The organism is Pseudosulfitobacter sp. DSM 107133, assembly GCF_022788695.1.
GTDB lineage: Bacteria > Pseudomonadota > Alphaproteobacteria > Rhodobacterales > Rhodobacteraceae > Pseudosulfitobacter.
The window spans coordinates 1,783,268-1,799,494 of sequence record NZ_CP085154.1; the positions used below are offsets into that span (position 1 = coordinate 1,783,268).

16 protein-coding genes are annotated in these 16,227 nt (G+C 61.5%); 8 read left to right on the top strand and 8 right to left on the bottom strand.

From position 1 onward, the window contains the following. Nucleotides 1-128: 128 nt before the first annotated feature. The gene (locus tag DSM107133_RS08760; protein ID WP_114295653.1) at nucleotides 129-728 is read right to left on the bottom strand and encodes a DUF177 domain-containing protein; all 600 of its coding nucleotides are present in this window, start codon (nucleotides 726-728) and stop codon (nucleotides 129-131) included. A 91-nt stretch (nucleotides 729-819) separates the two neighbouring features. On the opposite strand from DSM107133_RS08760, the gene DSM107133_RS08765 reads away from it, so the two are divergent. From DSM107133_RS08765 to DSM107133_RS08775, 3 genes are all read left to right on the top strand, one after another. After that, nucleotides 820-1,272 (top strand): outer membrane protein assembly factor BamE, encoded by a 453-nt coding sequence (locus DSM107133_RS08765; RefSeq protein WP_114295652.1) that lies wholly within the window; start codon nucleotides 820-822, stop codon nucleotides 1,270-1,272. A gap of 35 nt (nucleotides 1,273-1,307) precedes the next feature. Beyond that, entirely contained in the window at nucleotides 1,308-2,030 is a 723-nt protein-coding gene (locus DSM107133_RS08770; protein WP_114295651.1) for a GNAT family N-acetyltransferase, read from the top strand. A 205-nt stretch (nucleotides 2,031-2,235) separates the two neighbouring features. Then, the gene (locus tag DSM107133_RS08775; protein WP_114295747.1) at nucleotides 2,236-4,053 is read left to right on the top strand and encodes an ATP-binding cassette domain-containing protein; all 1,818 of its coding nucleotides are present in this window, start codon (nucleotides 2,236-2,238) and stop codon (nucleotides 4,051-4,053) included. A 96-nt stretch (nucleotides 4,054-4,149) separates the two neighbouring features. Here DSM107133_RS08775 and DSM107133_RS08780 read toward each other — a convergent pair whose 3' ends face one another. Further along, nucleotides 4,150-4,992, bottom strand: a complete 843-nt coding sequence (locus DSM107133_RS08780) for a GNAT family N-acetyltransferase (protein ID WP_240310704.1) — start codon at nucleotides 4,990-4,992, stop codon at nucleotides 4,150-4,152. 84 nt (nucleotides 4,993-5,076) lie between these two features. Between DSM107133_RS08780 and DSM107133_RS24985 the strand changes: the two genes are divergently transcribed. After that, nucleotides 5,077-5,208 (top strand): hypothetical protein, encoded by a 132-nt coding sequence (locus DSM107133_RS24985; RefSeq protein WP_275890980.1) that lies wholly within the window; start codon nucleotides 5,077-5,079, stop codon nucleotides 5,206-5,208. Here DSM107133_RS24985 and tyrS read toward each other — a convergent pair. Continuing rightward, complete coding sequence (gene tyrS, locus DSM107133_RS08785; RefSeq protein ID WP_114295649.1) at nucleotides 5,205-6,458, bottom strand: tyrosine--tRNA ligase; 1,254 nt, start codon at nucleotides 6,456-6,458, stop codon at nucleotides 5,205-5,207. The genes DSM107133_RS24985 and tyrS overlap by 4 nt on opposite strands. A gap of 66 nt (nucleotides 6,459-6,524) precedes the next feature. On the opposite strand from tyrS, the gene DSM107133_RS08790 reads away from it, so the two are divergent. Beyond that, the gene (locus tag DSM107133_RS08790; RefSeq protein ID WP_114295648.1) at nucleotides 6,525-7,631 is read left to right on the top strand and encodes an anhydro-N-acetylmuramic acid kinase; all 1,107 of its coding nucleotides are present in this window, start codon (nucleotides 6,525-6,527) and stop codon (nucleotides 7,629-7,631) included. On the opposite strand, the gene DSM107133_RS08795 is transcribed toward DSM107133_RS08790, so the two are convergent. Further along, complete coding sequence (locus DSM107133_RS08795; protein ID WP_114295647.1) at nucleotides 7,628-8,050, bottom strand: cupin domain-containing protein; 423 nt, start codon at nucleotides 8,048-8,050, stop codon at nucleotides 7,628-7,630. The two genes, DSM107133_RS08790 and DSM107133_RS08795, sit on opposite strands and share 4 nt — an antisense overlap. A 45-nt stretch (nucleotides 8,051-8,095) precedes the next feature. Here DSM107133_RS08795 and DSM107133_RS08800 point away from each other — a divergent pair, with 45 nt between their 5' ends. Together DSM107133_RS08800 and DSM107133_RS08805 are read left to right on the top strand one after the other, a co-directional pair. Further along, nucleotides 8,096-9,187, top strand: a complete 1,092-nt coding sequence (locus DSM107133_RS08800; protein WP_114295646.1) for an FAD-dependent oxidoreductase — start codon at nucleotides 8,096-8,098, stop codon at nucleotides 9,185-9,187. A gap of 329 nt (nucleotides 9,188-9,516) precedes the next feature. Further along, on the top strand, nucleotides 9,517-11,214 hold the full coding sequence (locus DSM107133_RS08805; RefSeq protein WP_240310714.1) for a histidine kinase N-terminal 7TM domain-containing protein: 1,698 nt from the start codon (nucleotides 9,517-9,519) through the stop codon (nucleotides 11,212-11,214). A 9-nt stretch (nucleotides 11,215-11,223) separates the two neighbouring features. On the opposite strand, the gene DSM107133_RS08810 is transcribed toward DSM107133_RS08805, so the two are convergent. From DSM107133_RS08810 to DSM107133_RS08820, 3 genes are read right to left on the bottom strand one after another with little or no spacing between them, the layout of a single operon-like run. Then, nucleotides 11,224-11,736, bottom strand: coding sequence for a GNAT family N-acetyltransferase (locus tag DSM107133_RS08810; RefSeq protein WP_114295644.1), 513 nt, complete (start codon nucleotides 11,734-11,736; stop codon nucleotides 11,224-11,226). Further along, on the bottom strand, nucleotides 11,737-13,011 hold the full coding sequence (gene eno, locus DSM107133_RS08815; RefSeq protein WP_114295643.1) for a phosphopyruvate hydratase: 1,275 nt from the start codon (nucleotides 13,009-13,011) through the stop codon (nucleotides 11,737-11,739). It lies immediately after the preceding gene. Beyond that, nucleotides 13,008-13,961: a DMT family transporter gene (locus tag DSM107133_RS08820; protein WP_114295642.1), complete on the bottom strand. Its 954-nt coding sequence runs from the start codon at nucleotides 13,959-13,961 to the stop codon at nucleotides 13,008-13,010. The genes eno and DSM107133_RS08820 overlap by 4 nt, the downstream gene beginning before the upstream one ends. 136 nt (nucleotides 13,962-14,097) lie before the next feature. Here DSM107133_RS08820 and DSM107133_RS08825 point away from each other — a divergent pair, with 136 nt between their 5' ends. Beyond that, on the top strand, nucleotides 14,098-15,450 hold the full coding sequence (locus DSM107133_RS08825; protein ID WP_240310703.1) for a potassium transporter TrkG: 1,353 nt from the start codon (nucleotides 14,098-14,100) through the stop codon (nucleotides 15,448-15,450). Between the two features lie 3 nt (nucleotides 15,451-15,453). Here DSM107133_RS08825 and DSM107133_RS08830 read toward each other — a convergent pair whose 3' ends face one another. Then, nucleotides 15,454-16,155, bottom strand: coding sequence for an NYN domain-containing protein (locus DSM107133_RS08830; protein WP_114295641.1), 702 nt, complete (start codon nucleotides 16,153-16,155; stop codon nucleotides 15,454-15,456). Between the last annotated feature and the right edge of the window lie 72 nt (nucleotides 16,156-16,227).

The window sequence follows — 16,227 nt, forward strand, 5'->3', positions numbered from 1 at the left end:
GGTTACGTTGGTGCATGCAGCGTTTGGCAGCGTTTAGAATGCGGCGCTTCCCATGTCCAACCCTAATTTCCAAGAGGGCGGCAAAATACTGCGAATTCAGGTGCGCGCAACCTGATTCTTTTCGTCGGCTAGTCGGGCTTGTCCGACCCGTCTTCGTCGCTGCTGTCTTCCTCTGTCTGGGCGCTGGCGTCAAGCTGTCCGCGCAGGGCGGCCAGGCCGGCAAAGGGGCGTGCGTCTTCGTCGGTCATCGGTTTCAGGCCGTCCTCGGTGAACACGGTCTGCTCAAGCGCTGCATCCGGTGCGCGCGGATAAAGCGGCAGGTTCAGGCTCAGCGCTTCGACCATCACCGCAGCGGGATCAATCCATGCCCCCAAAGGCTCGGTGCGGTCGTCTTCGTCCATTTCGACCTCGACCTCGCCCTCGGGCGTGGTGAAGCTTTTCAGGAAAATACGCTCAACCGGTGCATCAATGCGCGTGGTCACCGGTTGCAGGGTCACGACACAGGGCTGCACCACAGTGGCCCCAATCTTGCCGGTCAGGCGCCAGTCGGCCCGGCCCATCGCCTCGATCTGGCCCTCGAAGCGCAACTTGCGCAGCCCCAACAGGCCAAGCTCGGCGGCAATGTCCTGCATTTCTGCGGGCTTGGGCAGCAGAGCAAACAGCTTGGGCGCGTTTTGCGGCAGGCTGGACACACGCAGCGCGGTGGCGGATGGTGGGGTGGCGGACATATCGCAAGACGCTTTCGTTTCTTGAACCGGAGCCGTTCATTTAGTAAGCCAGAGCGAAAGCCGCAACCGCAAGGCCACAGAAGGGCACATAATGGGAATAGGTTCCATCACACGGATCGCAGGTATCGGCCTGCTGTGCCTGACCTTGGGGGCTTGTACAGCAAGCTATCGCAATCACGGGTACATTCCGCCCGAAGATGATTTGAACCAGATTGTTGTGGGCGTGGACACCCGTGCCAGCGTCGAGGAAACGGTCGGACCTCCCGGGGCCAGCGGCGTTGTGAACGGGGGCGACTATTTTTATGTGCGCAGCCGGATGCGCAGCTATGGCTTCAGGGCACCAACCGAAATCGACCGTCAGGTGCTGGCAATCAGCTTTGACAGTGCAGGGGTGGTCAGCAACATCGAACGCTTTGGTCTGGAAAAAGGGCAGGTCGTGCCGCTGACCCGCCGTGTGAGCGAAAGCGCAGTATCCAACAAAACCTTCCTGCGCCAGCTTCTGGGGAACCTCGGGCGCATCGGCCCGTCCGGGCTGGGCGGCTGACCCGTGGCGGGCCGCCACGATATGTGGAGGCTTGCATGATTTCTTTGCACCGTGGCCGCTATGCTGCCAGCGTGGCAACCGGCCCCGAAGCGGTTGCCCAGTCACAGGTGCTGCGCGCCTTGTGCTTTGGCAAGGACGAGGATGTTGATGCCTTTGATCCGCTGTGCACCCATATCCTGATTCACGAGGTCGCCACCGACCGGCTGGTGGCCTGTTTTCGCATGTTGCCCCTGAGCGGAAGCGAGATTTTACGCAGCTATTCAGCGCAGTACTACGAGCTGAGTGCGCTGGCGGCGTTTGAGGGCAAGATGGTCGAGATGGGGCGGTTTTGCGTGCATCCCGATTGTGGCGACCCTGATGTGCTGCGCGTGGCGTGGGGGGCGATGACCGCCTATGTCGACCGTGAGAGCGTGGAAATGCTGTTTGGATGTTCGTCTTTTGCAGGCACCGAGACCGAGCAGTATCTGGATGCTTTCGCGGTGCTCAAGGCGCGCCATCTGGGGCCAAAACGCTGGCTGCCAAGGGTCAAGGCGCCGGATGTGTTCCGCTTTGCCGCCAAGCTGCGGCGCAAGCCGGATCTGAAAAAGGCGATGCTGCGGATGCCGCCCTTGTTGAAGACCTACCTGCTGATGGGCGGTTGGGTCAGCGATCATGCGGTGGTGGACCGGCAGATGAACACGCTGCATGTCTTTACCGGCGTCGAGATCGGGGCGATTCCCCCCGCGCGCAAGAAACTGCTGCGGGCGGTGGCGGGGTAGGACGGGCCCGCGAGATAATAAATCCGAGGGGGTGGCCCCCAGTTGATAGGTCCGAGGGGCCAGCCCCCAGATTGATAAGACCGAGGGGCCGGCCCCTCGGGCTCCCCGGAGTTTATCTGGCAAGATGAAGGGGCGAGAGCAGTTATTTTCTGCGCCATGCGCGCTGCCCGTTGACCGCGACACGGGCTGCACATAGATGGCTGCCATGGCACGTATACCCCTTTTGCAACTGAATGAAATTTCTCTGACCTTCGGAGGCGATCCGGTGTTCGAGAACCTGTCGATGATCGTCCAGCCGGGCGACCGTCTGGCGCTGGTCGGGCGCAACGGCTCGGGCAAGTCGACCTTGATGAAGGTTGCCGGCGGTCTGGTCGAACCCGACAAGGGCGAGGTCATCGCCGGACCCGGCGTGTCGGTTGGCTATATGGAGCAGGATCCGGACCTGTCGGGCTATGCCACCTTGGGTGATTTCGCCTCGGCTACGCTGGACGAGGGAGAGTTGTACAAGGTGGAACGCGCGGGCGAGGGGTTGAAATTTGACCCTGCGCGTGCGGTTGAAACGGCTTCGGGCGGGGAACGGCGGCGCGCGGCGCTGGCACGGCTGATGGCGGAAGAGCCGGAGCTGATGCTGCTGGACGAGCCGACCAACCACCTGGACATCGAGGCCATCGGCTGGCTGGAAAACGAGCTGAAGCAGACCCGTGCCGGGTTCATGATCATCAGCCACGACCGTGCATTCCTGCGTGCGTTGACGCGAGCGACGATGTGGATCGACCGCGGCGTTGTACGGCGTCAGGAGAAGGGCTTTGAGCACTTCGAGGAATGGCGCGACAAGGTCTGGGAAGACGAGGACATGCAGCGCCACAAGCTGAACCGCAAGATCAAGGCCGAGGCCCGTTGGGCGGTCGAAGGCATCAGCGCGCGGCGCAAGCGCAACCAGGGCCGTGTGCGTGCCCTGGGCGAATTGCGCGCCGAGCGGGCGTCGCAGATCAACCGTCAGGGCGCGGCAGCCATGGCGCTGGATGCGGGCACCAAATCGGGCCGCAAGGTGATCGAAGCGGAAGGAATTACAAAGGTTTACGGGGACAAGGTGATCCTGAACCCCTTTGACATCACTGTCATGCGTGGCGACCGGATTGCGCTGGTCGGCCCCAACGGCGTGGGGAAAACCACGTTGCTGAACATGATGATCGGCAAGGAAACACCGGACAGCGGCACCATCAAGCTGGGCACCAATCTGGAGATTGCCCTGTTCGATCAGGCGCGCGCACAGCTGGACCCGGACATGAGCCTGTGGGATTCGCTGACCGGCGACCCCGACATGCGCGTCAGCGGCAAGGCCGATCAGGTCATGGTGCGTGGCAACCCAAAGCATGTGATCGGCTATCTCAAGGAATTCCTGTTCGATGAGGCACAGGCGCGTGCGCCGGTGCGGTCGCTGTCGGGCGGGGAAAAGGCGCGGCTGCTGCTGGCCAAAATCATGGCCAAACCCAGCAACATGCTGGTGCTGGACGAACCGACCAATGATCTGGACGTGGAAACGCTGGACCTGTTGCAGGACTTGTTGGGGCAATATGACGGCACCGTGCTGTTGGTCAGCCACGACCGCGATTTTCTGGACCGCGTGGCGGTGACCACCATCGCGCTGGAAGGCAAGGGCAAGGCGACCGTCTATGCGGGCGGTTGGTCGGATTACATGGCGCAGCGGGATCAGGATGATTTCGCGGGCAGCGTTGTGAAATCCCGCCAGACAGCGGCGCGCGAAACTGCGGCGGCGGCTGCGACCCCTGCGAAATCGGGGCTCAGCTTTACCGAAAAGCACCGGCTTGACGTGCTGCCCAAGGAAATCGCACGGCTGGAGGCCGAGATTGCCAAGCTCGAAGAGTTGATGAGCGATCCCGAGCTGTTCACCCGCGAGCCGGTGAAGTTCCAGAAAGCCACCGATGCCTTGGTGGCACGCCACGAAAAGCTGCAAGAAGCCGAGGAAGAGTGGCTGTTGCTGGAAGAAAAGGCCGAGGCCTGATGCGGCCTTGCCGGATTTCCGGCGACAGTTGCGCCAGCTGCCATTTTTTCGCGTATTGTCTGCAAGTTTGTCTTTGAGAGGCGACGCCCGACTGGGTCAAGAGGGTGGGGCCATTCTTTTGCGGTCCAGCCGCGCCAGTCTGCGCAGCGGGCGCAGGGGCGGCCAGTGCAGCCATGTGCCGCCCAGCGGTTTTACTTCGGCACCGGTGCCCAGTTTGAATCGCGCCAGTCCGGGGTGGGTTTCGGTGTTGATCAGCCCCAGATCCAGCCAGTGGTGCCCATTTTGCGCGCACCAGCACATTGCCGACCACATCAACAGATTGTGCGCCGAGGCCGAGCGGCCCGTGTCGGTCGTGTGACCAATGTGATAGGTGGCGGTGGCGCCGTGGCGCAGGACCAGAAGTGCTGCGACAGGATCAGCCCCCTGAAAAGCCTCGAACAAGATGGCAGCCTGCGGTGTGGTGGCGGCAAAGCCCAAGGTCAGTGGCACGGGCCAGGCCCGATAGTCGCGTGCGCGTTGCTGGGCGGCGTCCGCGCGCAGCAACCAGTGATCAGAGCGCGGCGGCAAAGCGCAATGGCGCACGCGCAGGCCAGATTTTTCACCGTGTCTCAGCCGGTTACGCCATTTTCCGTGCAAAGCGGCGTACATCGTTTCGGGGTCGGCGTGCAGCCGGACCGCGGCCTGCCGCGCGGGGCTGACCAGCGGCAGCGCCCCCTGCACGGACAGATCCCTTGGCGAAAACGGTGAGATCAGAAGCGGTGCGCGGGTGACGCTGCGGGCCAGTGCCACTGTGGTTGCGGCATCGCCCAGCGTGGCACGGGGCAGCATGGCAACGGGAATGCCGGCCACCCTGCGCCGCAACATCAACGTGCCACAGTCCAGCCGCACGGGGGCGGCACCACAGGCGCGCAGGGCAGCCTCGAATCCCGCGCTTTGCATCAAGGGGGCGGGTGAACAATCAACGGTACAATCAAACATGCAGGCATTAACCGCATGGAAACTTAATCCATGGTTAATGGCTGTATGAAAAAACCAGTCTACGGCATCACCGCCACCGCTCCGCGCATGACACGCTCCGCCGCCGTTTTACTGGCGACGGGCTTGTCGATCCCGACGTTTGCGATTCTGACCCTGGTGGAGGCGTTTATGTTCTAGCCCAGTTGCACCAGAGCATGCCGTTTCTTGCCCGCGCTCAGCTTGATCGGGGACGACAGCGCGCCCGCGTCGATCATCAGGCCCGCATCGGTCAGCGGCGCATCGTCCAGACGGGCGCCGTTTTCGGAAATCAGGCGCTTGGCCTCTTTGCCCGAACCGGCCAGTCCCGATTTGACGATCAGTTGTACGATGGAGATGCCATCGCCCAGCTCGTCGCGCGTCAGGGTCAGGGTGGGCAGGTCATCGCCCACGCCACCTTTTTCAAAGACCTCGCGGGCGGTGTCTGCTGCCGCCTTGGCCGCCGCCGCGCCGTGCAGCAGCGTGGTGATCTCCGTGGCCAGCAGCGCCTTGGCCGCGTTGATCTCGGCCCCTTGCAACGCGCCCAGACGGTCGCATTCGTCGACGGGCAGCTCGGTGTAGAGCTTCAGGAACCGGCCTACGTCCGCGTCGGTGGTGTTGCGCCAGAATTGCCAGAATTCATAGGGTGACAGCATGTCACCGTTCAACCAGACGGCACCGCCTGCGGTTTTACCCATCTTCTTGCCGTCGCTGGTGGTCAACAGCGGCGAGGTCAGCCCGTAAACCTCGCCGTCAATCACGCGGCGGGTCAGGTCGATGCCGTTGACGATATTGCCCCACTGGTCGCTGCCGCCCATCTGCAACACACAGCCATAGCGGCGGTGAAGTTCCATGAAATCATAGGCTTGCAGGATCATGTAGTTGAATTCAAGGAACGACAGGGATTGTTCGCGGTCCAGCCGCGACTTGACGCTTTCGAAGGACAGCATCCGGTTGATCGAGAAGTGCCGCCCGATATCGCGCAGGAAATCGAGGTAATTCAACCCGTCCAGCCATTCGGCGTTGTTCAGCATCATGGCAGCATTGTCCGCGCCACTGTCATAGTCGATGTAGGCGGCAAAGACCTTGCGGATGCCTGCAATATTCTCGTCGATCTGCTCGGGGCCCAGCAGCGGGCGTTCGTCCGCGCGAAACGACGGATCGCCCACCTTGGTCGTGCCGCCGCCCATCAGGGTGATCGGCTGGTGGCCGGTTTTCTGGAACCAGCGCAGCATCATGATCTGGATCAGCGACCCCACGTGCAACGACTTGGCCGTCGCATCAAACCCGATATAAGCGGCGCGTGTTCCGCTCATCAGGGCTTCGTCCAGCCCTTGATAGTCGGTGCAGTCGGCGACAAAGCCGCGCTGTTGCATGACGTTGAGAAATTCGGAACGGGGTTTGTACGACATGTGACTTGTCCTATGACATCTGTGCGGGGCACTCTATAGGGGCCTAAAGGGCAAAGGAAAAGACCGATGAACAAGGTCAGGCAGGCAGGCGTGCCGATACGGGCACTGGGCGCGATGAGCGGCACGTCGCTGGACGGGGTCGATGCGGCGGTGATCGAGACCGATGGTGTGACCATCACGCGCTTTGGCGAGAGCGGGTACAGACCCTATTCCGCCGACGAACAGCGGGTGATTGGCGCGGCTTTGGGCCGCTGGGAGGGGGCCGAGGTTGAAGCCGCGACGCAGGTGGTTCAGGACACCCATGTTCAGGCTTTGGCAGAATTTTCCGACGTTGATCTGGTCGGTTTTCACGGTCAGACGCTGGCCCACGCGCCGCGCATGCGTGGAACGTTGCAGGTGGGTGATGGCGGCGCTTTGGCCGCGTCGCTTGGCGTGCCGGTGGTCTGGGATTTCCGCAGCGCCGATGTCGAAATGGGCGGCGAGGGGGCACCGCTGGCCCCGTTCTTCCACTTTGCCTGTGCCAGATATCTGAACCGTGACGCGCCGGTGGCGTTTTTGAATCTGGGTGGTGTGGGCAACATCAGCTTTGTCGATCCCCGCTTTGACGCGCCGGATGTGCCGGGGGCTTTGCTGGCGTTTGATACAGGCCCCGCCAACGCGCCGCTGAACGATCTGATGATGGCGCGGCTTGGTGTCGGTTTTGACGAGGGCGGCAAGGTCGCGCGCAGGGGCGATGTGGCCACCGGCGCGCTTGAGCTGTTTCTGGCCGAACCCTATTTTGCACGCATTCCGCCCAAATCTCTGGACCGGAATGATTTTTCCGAGATGATCGCGCTGGTGGGCGAGTTGTCGGATGCCGATGCCGCCGCGACGCTGACGGCGATGGCGGCTGCCGGCGTGGCCGAGGCGATGCAGCATTCTCCGCAGCCCCCGACCGAGGTTCTGGTGACCGGTGGCGGGCGCAAGAACCCTGTCCTGATGCAAATGCTGTCGGTGTCGCTGGACTGTCCCGTGCGGCCTGTCGAGGATGTCGGGCTGGACGGTGATATGCTGGAAGCGCAGGCGTTCGCCTATCTTGCCGTGCGCGTGGCGCGGCGGTTGCCGACCTCTTGCCCCGGCACCACGGGCGTGCGCGCCTCGGTGGCGGGCGGGACGCTGAGCTTTCCGGATTAATTCGCGTCAGGGATGTCGAAACCGGGCGGGGCCAGCGTAAACCCCTCGAACTGAAACCCGGGAGAGACAGTGCAGGACACCAGCGTGTGCCCGCCGGTGCTGCGCGCCGATTGCCAATGATCCTGTGGCACGATGATTTGCGGCGCGCCTGCGCGCAGGTCGGGGGTCAGCAGATGGGTCACCGCAGGGCCTGCATCCGTGGCCGACAGGCGCAGTTCCAGCGGCGCACCGGCGTGATACAGCCAGATTTCGGTCGCATCGACGCGGTGCCAATGGCTGCGCTCGCCCGCTTGCAGCAGGAAATAGATGCAGGTGCCGCTGGGGCGCCCAATGCCATCGGCCACCCACGTCTGGCGGTAATGACCGCCTTCGGGATGGGGCGACAGGTTCAGGTGGGCAATGATCTCTTGCGGTGTCATGCCAAGAGTTTAGGGTGCGGCGCGAACAGGGCCAAGAGGTGATCCATGAAAGTTGTCGTTGTCGGAGCAGGGATTATCGGTGCGTCGGTGGCCTATCAACTGGCCCTTGGCGGGGCGCAGGTGACTGTGATCGACGGCGCAGGCGTGGCCGCAGGGGCGACGGGGCGGTCCTTTGGCTGGATCAACGCCAGTTTTCACGCGAATGCGGCGCATTTCCGGCTGCGTCGTGAAAGCATGGCAGCCTATCACCGGCTGGCCGCGCAGATGGATCTGGCGCCGGTGCGCTGGACAGGCTGCCTGTGCTGGGAAGAGAAGGGCGGCGCGCTGGAGGCGCAGGCGGCGGATCTTGTGGCCTTGGGCTATGGCGTTGAAATCATTGACCGCGCAGGGTTTTCCGCGCGCGAACCGCAGGTGGCGCACCCGCCGGAACGCGCTCTGGCCTTTGACACCGAGGGCGTGGCCGAAACCGTCCCGCTGGCGCAGGTGTTGATTGACGCGGCCACTGGATCGGGGGCGCGGCTGATGCTGGGCGTGCAGGCCTTGGGGATCGAGACGCGCGGCGGTGTGGTCTGTGGCGTGCGCATTGACCAAGGGGTGATTCCGGCCGATCGCGTGGTGGTGTGTGGTGGTACCGGCAGCACCGAATTGCTGGCCACGGTCGGTGTGGCGCTGCCGATGCTGTCGCGCCCCGGTCTGTTGTTGCGCAGCGCGCCTGTGGCCCCTGTGCTGTCGCATGTGATGGCCGCACCCGGGCAAGAGTTCCGTCAGGACGCATCGGGGCGCATCATCGCGCCGACCGCTGCCAGCCACCAGTCCGACGTCGCCGAACGCATCAGCGACCGCCCCGACCTGATGGCCGATACCGCGATGGCGCGTCTGCAAGCCTTGCTGCCCGAGGTGGCCCTGCGCTGGGAACAGGTGACGCTGGCCATGCGCCCCGTGCCGCAGGACGGGTTGCCGGTGATGGGCCCCTGCGGCCCCGGGGGGCTGCATATGGCAGTGATGCATTCGGGTATCACGCTGGCCCCGCTGGCGGGCGAACTGGTGGCGGCAGGGGTGCTGGACAAGCCGCTGAGCAACCACCAAAGCGATTTGATCGCGCCATATGGTCCGCAGCGGTTTCAAAAGCCCGCCTAGCCATATTTTCGTCCAGAAGATGTGGTACAGATTTTCAAGTTTTTGGTCCGTGGATGGCTGCACAGGTAAAAAGCATGCTGCGCACGGGCTGCCTGAAAGCTCGCCTAAAGCGAGGGTTCAATTAAAATAACACAATTTTTGGTTGTGAAGTCCAGGAGAGAATATTAGTCAAAATCAGGGGCAACCCTTCCGACTTGGCGACCTTGCTATGTTTTTTGTGAAAGTTTAATTTGGCTTAGGAACTCGGTATTTTTACCCAATTCTTTCAGTGCTTTAGTGTCGATATAAGCCTTCCCGCCGTACAGTTGGTGGGGGCGACCGCCTTTGTGGTGTGCTGTGTCATCCTGTGGGCGCGCGGGAACAAGGGATTGCCCGGCCACAGGTGGTTTCTTTTGACCAACATTGGCATGCTGGGCTGGCTTGTTGCCATTGCGATGGAGGTTTCAGTTCCAAGCCAGGCGTGCAAGGTGCTCTGGGCGGAGCTGGCGTGGCCGTCCATCGTATTGATGCCCACGGCCTGGTCGTTCTTTTTGTACGAATTTGCGCTTAGCCGAAAAGTTGGTCGCGCGGTCGTGATCGTGGGAGTGATTTTCCACCCCTTCTACATCTTGGTTGCTGCAACGACAAATAGGTTCCATGGCCTTTTGTACGGCGCGCAAACGCGGTTGGTGGTTCAGGGCGATACGTCGTTTGTCATCTATGACCACGGGCCCTTGTATTTTGTGGCGATTGCCTTTCTGTACGCGATCATTCTGGCCAGTTGCGTGATTGTGGCGCGTGCGGTGCGTGCGGCCAATCCGGCTGTCAAAGGCTTCTTTAAGAAGCTGTTCTTTGTCACCGCGATCCCGATTGTGTTCAACCTGTCCTACATCATCTTCGGTGTCATGGTTTTCGGGATGGATCCCACGCCGCTTTCCTTTGCCTTCTCGATCGGACTGGTCGGCTGGATGATCATCGACAACCGCTGGGTGGATGTGACCGCGATTGCACGTGATCTGCTGTACTACAACTCGCGCGAGCTGATTTTCGTTGTGGATGCAAATGGCACGTTGCTTGAAACAAACCATTCAGCGAAACAGCTGATGCACGATCAGGGCATTGCCAAAGGGGCTTTGTCCGACATCGACGGCATGGGCCGGGTGTTTGAAATATTGATCTCCCAAAAACACTTGCCCGAAACGATGGAGGTGGAGAACGGCGGGCGCTATTTCGTGCCGCGCGCCTATCCGATGTCGCTGGGGCGTGGTCAACGGCTTTTGGGGTGGGCCGTGTCCTTTGTCGACGTCACGATCCAGAAAATCGCTGCCGACCGTGCGATCAACTCGGAACGGTTGCAAAACCAGTTCCTCGCAACCGTCAGCCACGAGCTGCGCACGCCTCTGACGGTGATCAATGGATCGTTGCAGCTGCTGACGCGCAATCGTACACAAACCTCGCCCGAACAGGCCGAAAGACTGCTTGAACTGGCAACCAAGAACGCGGCAACGCTGGGCAAGTTGGTCAATGACCTTCTGGAAACACAGCGGCTGGAAAGCTCGGATTTTCGGTTGCAACTGGACAACTGTGATCTGAACGGGATTATTCTGGATGCGGTTGACGGCATGGAGACCTTTCTGCCCGAAAAGAACATCAAGATCCTGTACCAGAAACATCTTGAGAGGGTGGTCATCCAGGCCGACGCCGACCGTTTGCAACAAGTGATCGTGAACGTTTTGTCCAATGCGGTGAAGTTCTCGAACCCGAACAGCTTCGTCGAGGTAAACCTGTCAGTCGAAGCGGGCATGGCCTATGTCTCGATCAAGGACAGCGGTGCGGGCATTCCGGCGGGCTCCGAGGAGATGGTGTTCGGCCGGTTTACCCAAGTGGACGCCACAGATACGAAAAAGGTCTACGGCAGCGGTTTGGGTATGCACATTTCGAAGCAGTTGATGCTGCGTCACGGCGGGAGCATTCATTATGTCAGTGAGCTGGGCGTCGGCACCACCTTCACGATTACGATCCCAACGCACCAAGCGACTGAGCGCTAGGGCAGCAGTCTAAAGCGGGTGATCGTAGAACCGCAGGATCGGCGCAAATGCGGGATCGGGGTCATAGAACGGCGCACAGGGGGCAAAGCCCAGCGCCTCGTACAGTGCAATGGCTTCGGTCAGCAGATACATCGTGTCCAGCACCATGCGGTCGTATCCATCGGCGCGGGCGCGCTGCATTGCGGCGCGCATCAATGCCTTGCCTGCGCCATGCCCGCGCGCGCTGTCGCTGACAAAGACACGTTTGATCTCGCAGGTGGCGGGCAGGGTCAGCGGGTAATACATCGCACAGCCCACGACCGTGCCGTCCAGATCGGCCAGCAGGATGTTGCCCGCAGGACGGGCATGAATGCGCGGCAGATCGTCGATCAGCGCGCCATAGCTGTCATGGGAATAGTAGGTGTCGACAATTGCCGGCGTCGCGGCACAGCGCGCCGCCAGCAGATCGCGATAGCCCCAGCACAGGCGCGCCAGCGCCTGTGCATCGTCCGGGAACCGGGCGGGGCGGATCGTCAGGGGCATTCAGCGCAGGATGCTGCGGCCCGCGAATTCGGCGGTCTCGCCCAGCGCTTCCTCGATGCGGATCAGCTGGTTGTATTTTGCCAGCCGGTCGGACCGTGCCAGCGAACCGGTCTTGATCTGGCCGCAGTTGGTGGCAACAGCAAGGTCGGCAATGGTGGCATCCTCGGTCTCGCCCGAGCGGTGCGACATCACGTTGGTATAGCCCGCACGGTGCGCCATATCGACGGCTTTCAGCGTTTCGGTCAGGCTGCCGATCTGGTTGACCTTGACCAGCATCGAGTTCGCGCAACCGCGCGCGATGCCGTCGGCCAGACGCACGGGGTTGGTCACGAACAGATCGTCACCCACCAGCTGCACCTTGTCGCCCAGCACTTCGGTCAGGGCCTTCCAGCCGTCCCAGTCGTCTTCGGACATGCCGTCCTCGATCGAGATGATCGGGTAATCGTTCACCAGCGCTGCCAGATAGGCCACGTTTTCGTCCGAGGTCAGCGATTTGCCTTCGCCGGACAGTTCGTATTTGCCATCGCGGTAATATTCGGTCGCCGCACAATCCAGCGCCAGATAGATGTCTTCGCCGGGCTTGTAGCCTGCTTTTTCAATCGACTTGAGGATAAAATCCAGCGCGTCGCGTGATGAGCTGATGTTGGGCGCAAAGCCGCCTTCGTCGCCGATGCCGGTGGACAGGCCCACGGCGGACAGTTCTTTTTTCAGGGTGTGGAACACTTCGGACCCCATGCGCACCGCTTCGCGGATGTTGGTGGCCGACACCGGCATGATCATGAATTCCTGAATGTCGATGGGGTTGTCGGCATGTTCGCCGCCATTGATGATGTTCATCATCGGCACCGGCAGCACGCGCGCCGAGGTGCCGCCGACATAGCGGTACAGCGGTTGCGAACAATAATCGGCAGCCGCTTTGGCAGCGGCCAGTGACACGCCCAGAATGGCATTCGCGCCCAGACGGCTTTTGTTTTCGGTGCCGTCCAGTTCGATCATGATCTCGTCGATCTCGACCTGCTCGGTGGCATCAATGCCCACCAGCGCCTCGGCGATCTCGCCGTTGACGGCCGCGCAGGCTTCCAGCACGCCCTTGCCCATGTAACGGGCTTTGTCACCATCGCGCTTTTCGACCGCTTCATAGGCGCCTGTCGAGGCACCCGATGGCACGGCTGCGCGCCCCATTGTGCCGTCTTCCAGGATCACATCGACTTCGACGGTGGGGTTGCCACGGCTGTCGAGGATTTCGCGGGCGTGAATGTCTATGATGGTGCTCATTGGGAAATGTCCTTTGTGCTGGGCTCGCCAGCCTCATAACTTGGGTCGATGCGCAGGGGAAGGGGTGTGATCGGCCCCGCAGCGGTTTTGCGGCCCATGCGGCGTTCGCGCCAGACCGTATAAACACCCGAGGCCACGATGATCGCAGCCCCCACATAGGTCAGCAAATCAACGCTTTCGTTAAATGCCAACAGGCTGATGAACAGCGCGAACACCAGCCGCGAATAGCGGAACGGGGTGACAAAGCTGATCTCGCCGATGCGCATGGCCGCGACGATCCCGTAATAGGACACCACGCCAAAGGCCACGGCGCCCCCCATTAACAACCAGTGCATCGGTTCGGGGCGGACCAGGGGCGTGCCGCTGACCACCAACAGAACGGCCCCGGTGGGCACCAGCGTAAGAAAGGCCAGAAAACTCAACTGCATGGACGAAGTTGTTGCAGGCACACGCCGTGTCGCCAGATCGCGGATGGCCAGACCTATGACCCCCTGCAAGGCAAACAGCGACAGGATGTCAAAGCCGTCAAAACCCGGGCGGATCACCAACAGTACGCCGGCAAAGCCGACAAGGATCGCGGTCCAGCGCCGCCAGCCCACCGGATCCCCCAGAAACAGGGCGGCCCCCAACGTGACCACCAGCGGCGTGGCCTGCAAGATGGCCGAGGCCGTGGACAGGGGAATCAGCGCGATTGCGGTAACGAAACCCAGCGTGCCGAACAGCTCTCCGGCGTTGCGCAACAGCACCGTGCCGGACAATGCAGTGCGTGGAAACAGCGCCTGATCCTGCGCGCGCACCATGACGGCAAAGATCGCCGCGCCGCCGATTCCCAGCAGGCCAAGTATCTGTCCCACGGGTATATCGAGCGACAAAAGCTTGATAAAACTGTCTTCGATGGCAAAGCCCAGCATGGCCAGAACCATGATCAACGCACCGCGTAAATTGTCCAACGTCCGACCCCATTCTTGTGTTGTCGTGGGGATGGGGATAATCGGTTGCAGTTGCAAGGCGCAAAACAGACAGGATCAGCTGAACCTGCCGTCGCCACGCAGCGTTCTGGATGGAAACCGCAAAAAGGCATCTGTGGTGGGTATCAAACGAAATGTGATCCGGCTGGCCTTGCGCGGTCGGATCGGTCTGATGCAGGCAGCTCCCGCACGGCTTTTGCTGTTTGGCTATGTCTCTTACATGTTGGCAGGCTGGGCATTCTTGTCGATGCCGGTATCACAGGTTCAGCCGGTCGGGGCGATAGATACGCTGTTCACCTCGGTGTCGGCGGTGTCAACGACGGGGCTGGCGACAGTGGCCATAGGTGGCAGCTTCAGCCGGTTCGGTGAACTGGTGATGCTGCTGCTGATCCAGGCGGGCGGCCTGGGCTATATGACCATCGGATCCTTCGCGGTGTTGTCGGTCTATCACCGGCTGGGGCGCGTGCGCACCCACACCGTGCGACAGGCGTTCAACCTGCCCGAAGGCATTTCGCCGGTGATGTTCCTGCGTTCCGTGGTCTGGTTCACCCTGATCTGCGAGGGGATCGGCGCGGCTGCCTTATATCTGATGTTTCATCAGGCCGGGGTTCCCGATGCCATGTGGATGGCAGTTTTTCACAGTATTTCAGCGTTTTGCACGGCGGGGTTCAGCCTGTTTGGCGACTCGCTGACGCAGTTTCACGACCACGTGGGTATCAATCTGGCGATCTCGATCCTCAGCCTGTTCGGGGCCATGGGGTTCTTGATTATTGTTGACGGCTGGCGGGCCATTCTGGGGCGGCCGCGGATGTTGGGGTTTACGTCAAAGGTGATCGTGCGCATCACGCTGGTGTTGCTGTCGCTGGGCACGCTGATCCTGTTCGTGACCGAACCGGAACTGCGTGCCCTGCCGCCGGATGAACGGTTGATGGCGTCGTTTTTTCAAACCATGTCGGCCAGCACCACGGTGGGCTTTAACACGGTGTCGATCAGCGGCATGTCGCAGGCGGTGCTGATGATCCTGATGGGGCTGATGGTGGTGGGGGCGTCGCCCGCAGGCACCGGGGGCGGGCTGAAAACCACGTCGTTTGCCGCCTTGCTGGGGCTGGTCCGTTCAACGCTGAAGAACCGCGAGGCCGTGCGGTTTTTCAAGCGCCGCGTGTCGGATGAAAAGCTGAATATGGCCACGGCCTCGCTGGCCTATTATTCGGGCATGTGCGGAGTGGCGTTGTTCTTGCTGTTGCTGACCGAAAGCGGCCACAGTTTTGAATCGCTGCTGTTCGAGGCGGTGTCGGCCATGGGCACGGTGGGGCTGAGCACGGGAATCACCGGCGATCTGACAGACCTGGGCAAGTTGATCATTATTGTGCTGATGACCGCAGGACGTGTTGGCATCCTGACCTTCGGCATTGCGCTGGCCGCCCATGACGAAAGCCGCGCCGAAGAGCAGGATGACAATCTGGTGCTCTGAGCCTCAGGCTTGCAGGCGGATCATCAGCTGGTTGCCGTCCCTGCGAGTCTCGATTTCGGTGATGTCGCGCACCAGCGCGCTCAGCTTGGAATGCCCATAGGTGCGCGTATCGAAATCGGGGTGCGACGACTGGATGGTCTGCCCGATCTGGCCCAGCGAATACCATTCGTCCTCGCGTTCGATCTTTTCCATCGCAGCCTCGATCAGGGGCAAGGCATCGCGTGACTTTTCGCGCATGGCGGGGGCAGGGCCCTCGTCGCTGGGACCAAGGTTTTCGATAAAGATGAACCGGTTGCACACGTTGCGCAGCGCCTCGGGCGTCTTTTTCTCGCCAATGCCGATCACGGTCAGCCCGTCCTCGCGCAGACGGTTCGCAAGCGAGGTAAAGTCGCTGTCCGAGGATACCAGCACAAAGCCGTCAAAGCGACGCGTGTGCAGGATGTCCATCGCGTCGATCACCAGACCGATGTCGCTGGCGTTCTTGCCCGATGTGTTCGCAGTTTCCTGATGCGCCACCAGCCCCAGAGACAGAACATGTTCGGACCAGTTGCGCAGACGCCCCGTCGACCAGTCACCATACACGCGGCGCAGGGCCGGTTCGCCAATGGTGGTCACTTCGCGCAAGATAGCGGCGGCGTGTTTGGCCGGCACGTTATCGGCGTCAATCAACACGGCAAGAAGCGGGCGGTCGCGATCAACAGGCATGTCGGGTCCAATTCGGGTAGGGGGTGATACCGCAGTACCATCCCGTGAGTTAATGGCACTTCAACAGTGCCC

Coding starts and splice junctions, on each gene's coding strand:
- DSM107133_RS08810 (WP_114295644.1), bottom strand. CDS start 11,736: ATGCCCCTGACGATCCGCCCCGCCCGGTTCCCGGACGATGCACAGGCG.
- eno (WP_114295643.1), bottom strand. CDS start 13,011: ATGAGCACCATCATAGACATTCACGCCCGCGAAATCCTCGACAGCCGT.
- DSM107133_RS08780 (WP_240310704.1), bottom strand. CDS start 4,992: ATGCAAAGCGCGGGATTCGAGGCTGCCCTGCGCGCCTGTGGTGCCGCC.
- DSM107133_RS24985 (WP_275890980.1), top strand. CDS start 5,077: ATGAAAAAACCAGTCTACGGCATCACCGCCACCGCTCCGCGCATGACA.
- DSM107133_RS08790 (WP_114295648.1), top strand. CDS start 6,525: ATGAACAAGGTCAGGCAGGCAGGCGTGCCGATACGGGCACTGGGCGCG.
- DSM107133_RS08760 (WP_114295653.1), bottom strand. CDS start 728: ATGTCCGCCACCCCACCATCCGCCACCGCGCTGCGTGTGTCCAGCCTG.
- DSM107133_RS08765 (WP_114295652.1), top strand. CDS start 820: ATGGGAATAGGTTCCATCACACGGATCGCAGGTATCGGCCTGCTGTGC.
- DSM107133_RS08830 (WP_114295641.1), bottom strand. CDS start 16,155: ATGCCTGTTGATCGCGACCGCCCGCTTCTTGCCGTGTTGATTGACGCC.
- tyrS (WP_114295649.1), bottom strand. CDS start 6,458: ATGTCGTACAAACCCCGTTCCGAATTTCTCAACGTCATGCAACAGCGC.
- DSM107133_RS08770 (WP_114295651.1), top strand. CDS start 1,308: ATGATTTCTTTGCACCGTGGCCGCTATGCTGCCAGCGTGGCAACCGGC.
- DSM107133_RS08795 (WP_114295647.1), bottom strand. CDS start 8,050: ATGACACCGCAAGAGATCATTGCCCACCTGAACCTGTCGCCCCATCCC.
- DSM107133_RS08800 (WP_114295646.1), top strand. CDS start 8,096: ATGAAAGTTGTCGTTGTCGGAGCAGGGATTATCGGTGCGTCGGTGGCC.
- DSM107133_RS08775 (WP_114295747.1), top strand. CDS start 2,236: ATGGCACGTATACCCCTTTTGCAACTGAATGAAATTTCTCTGACCTTC.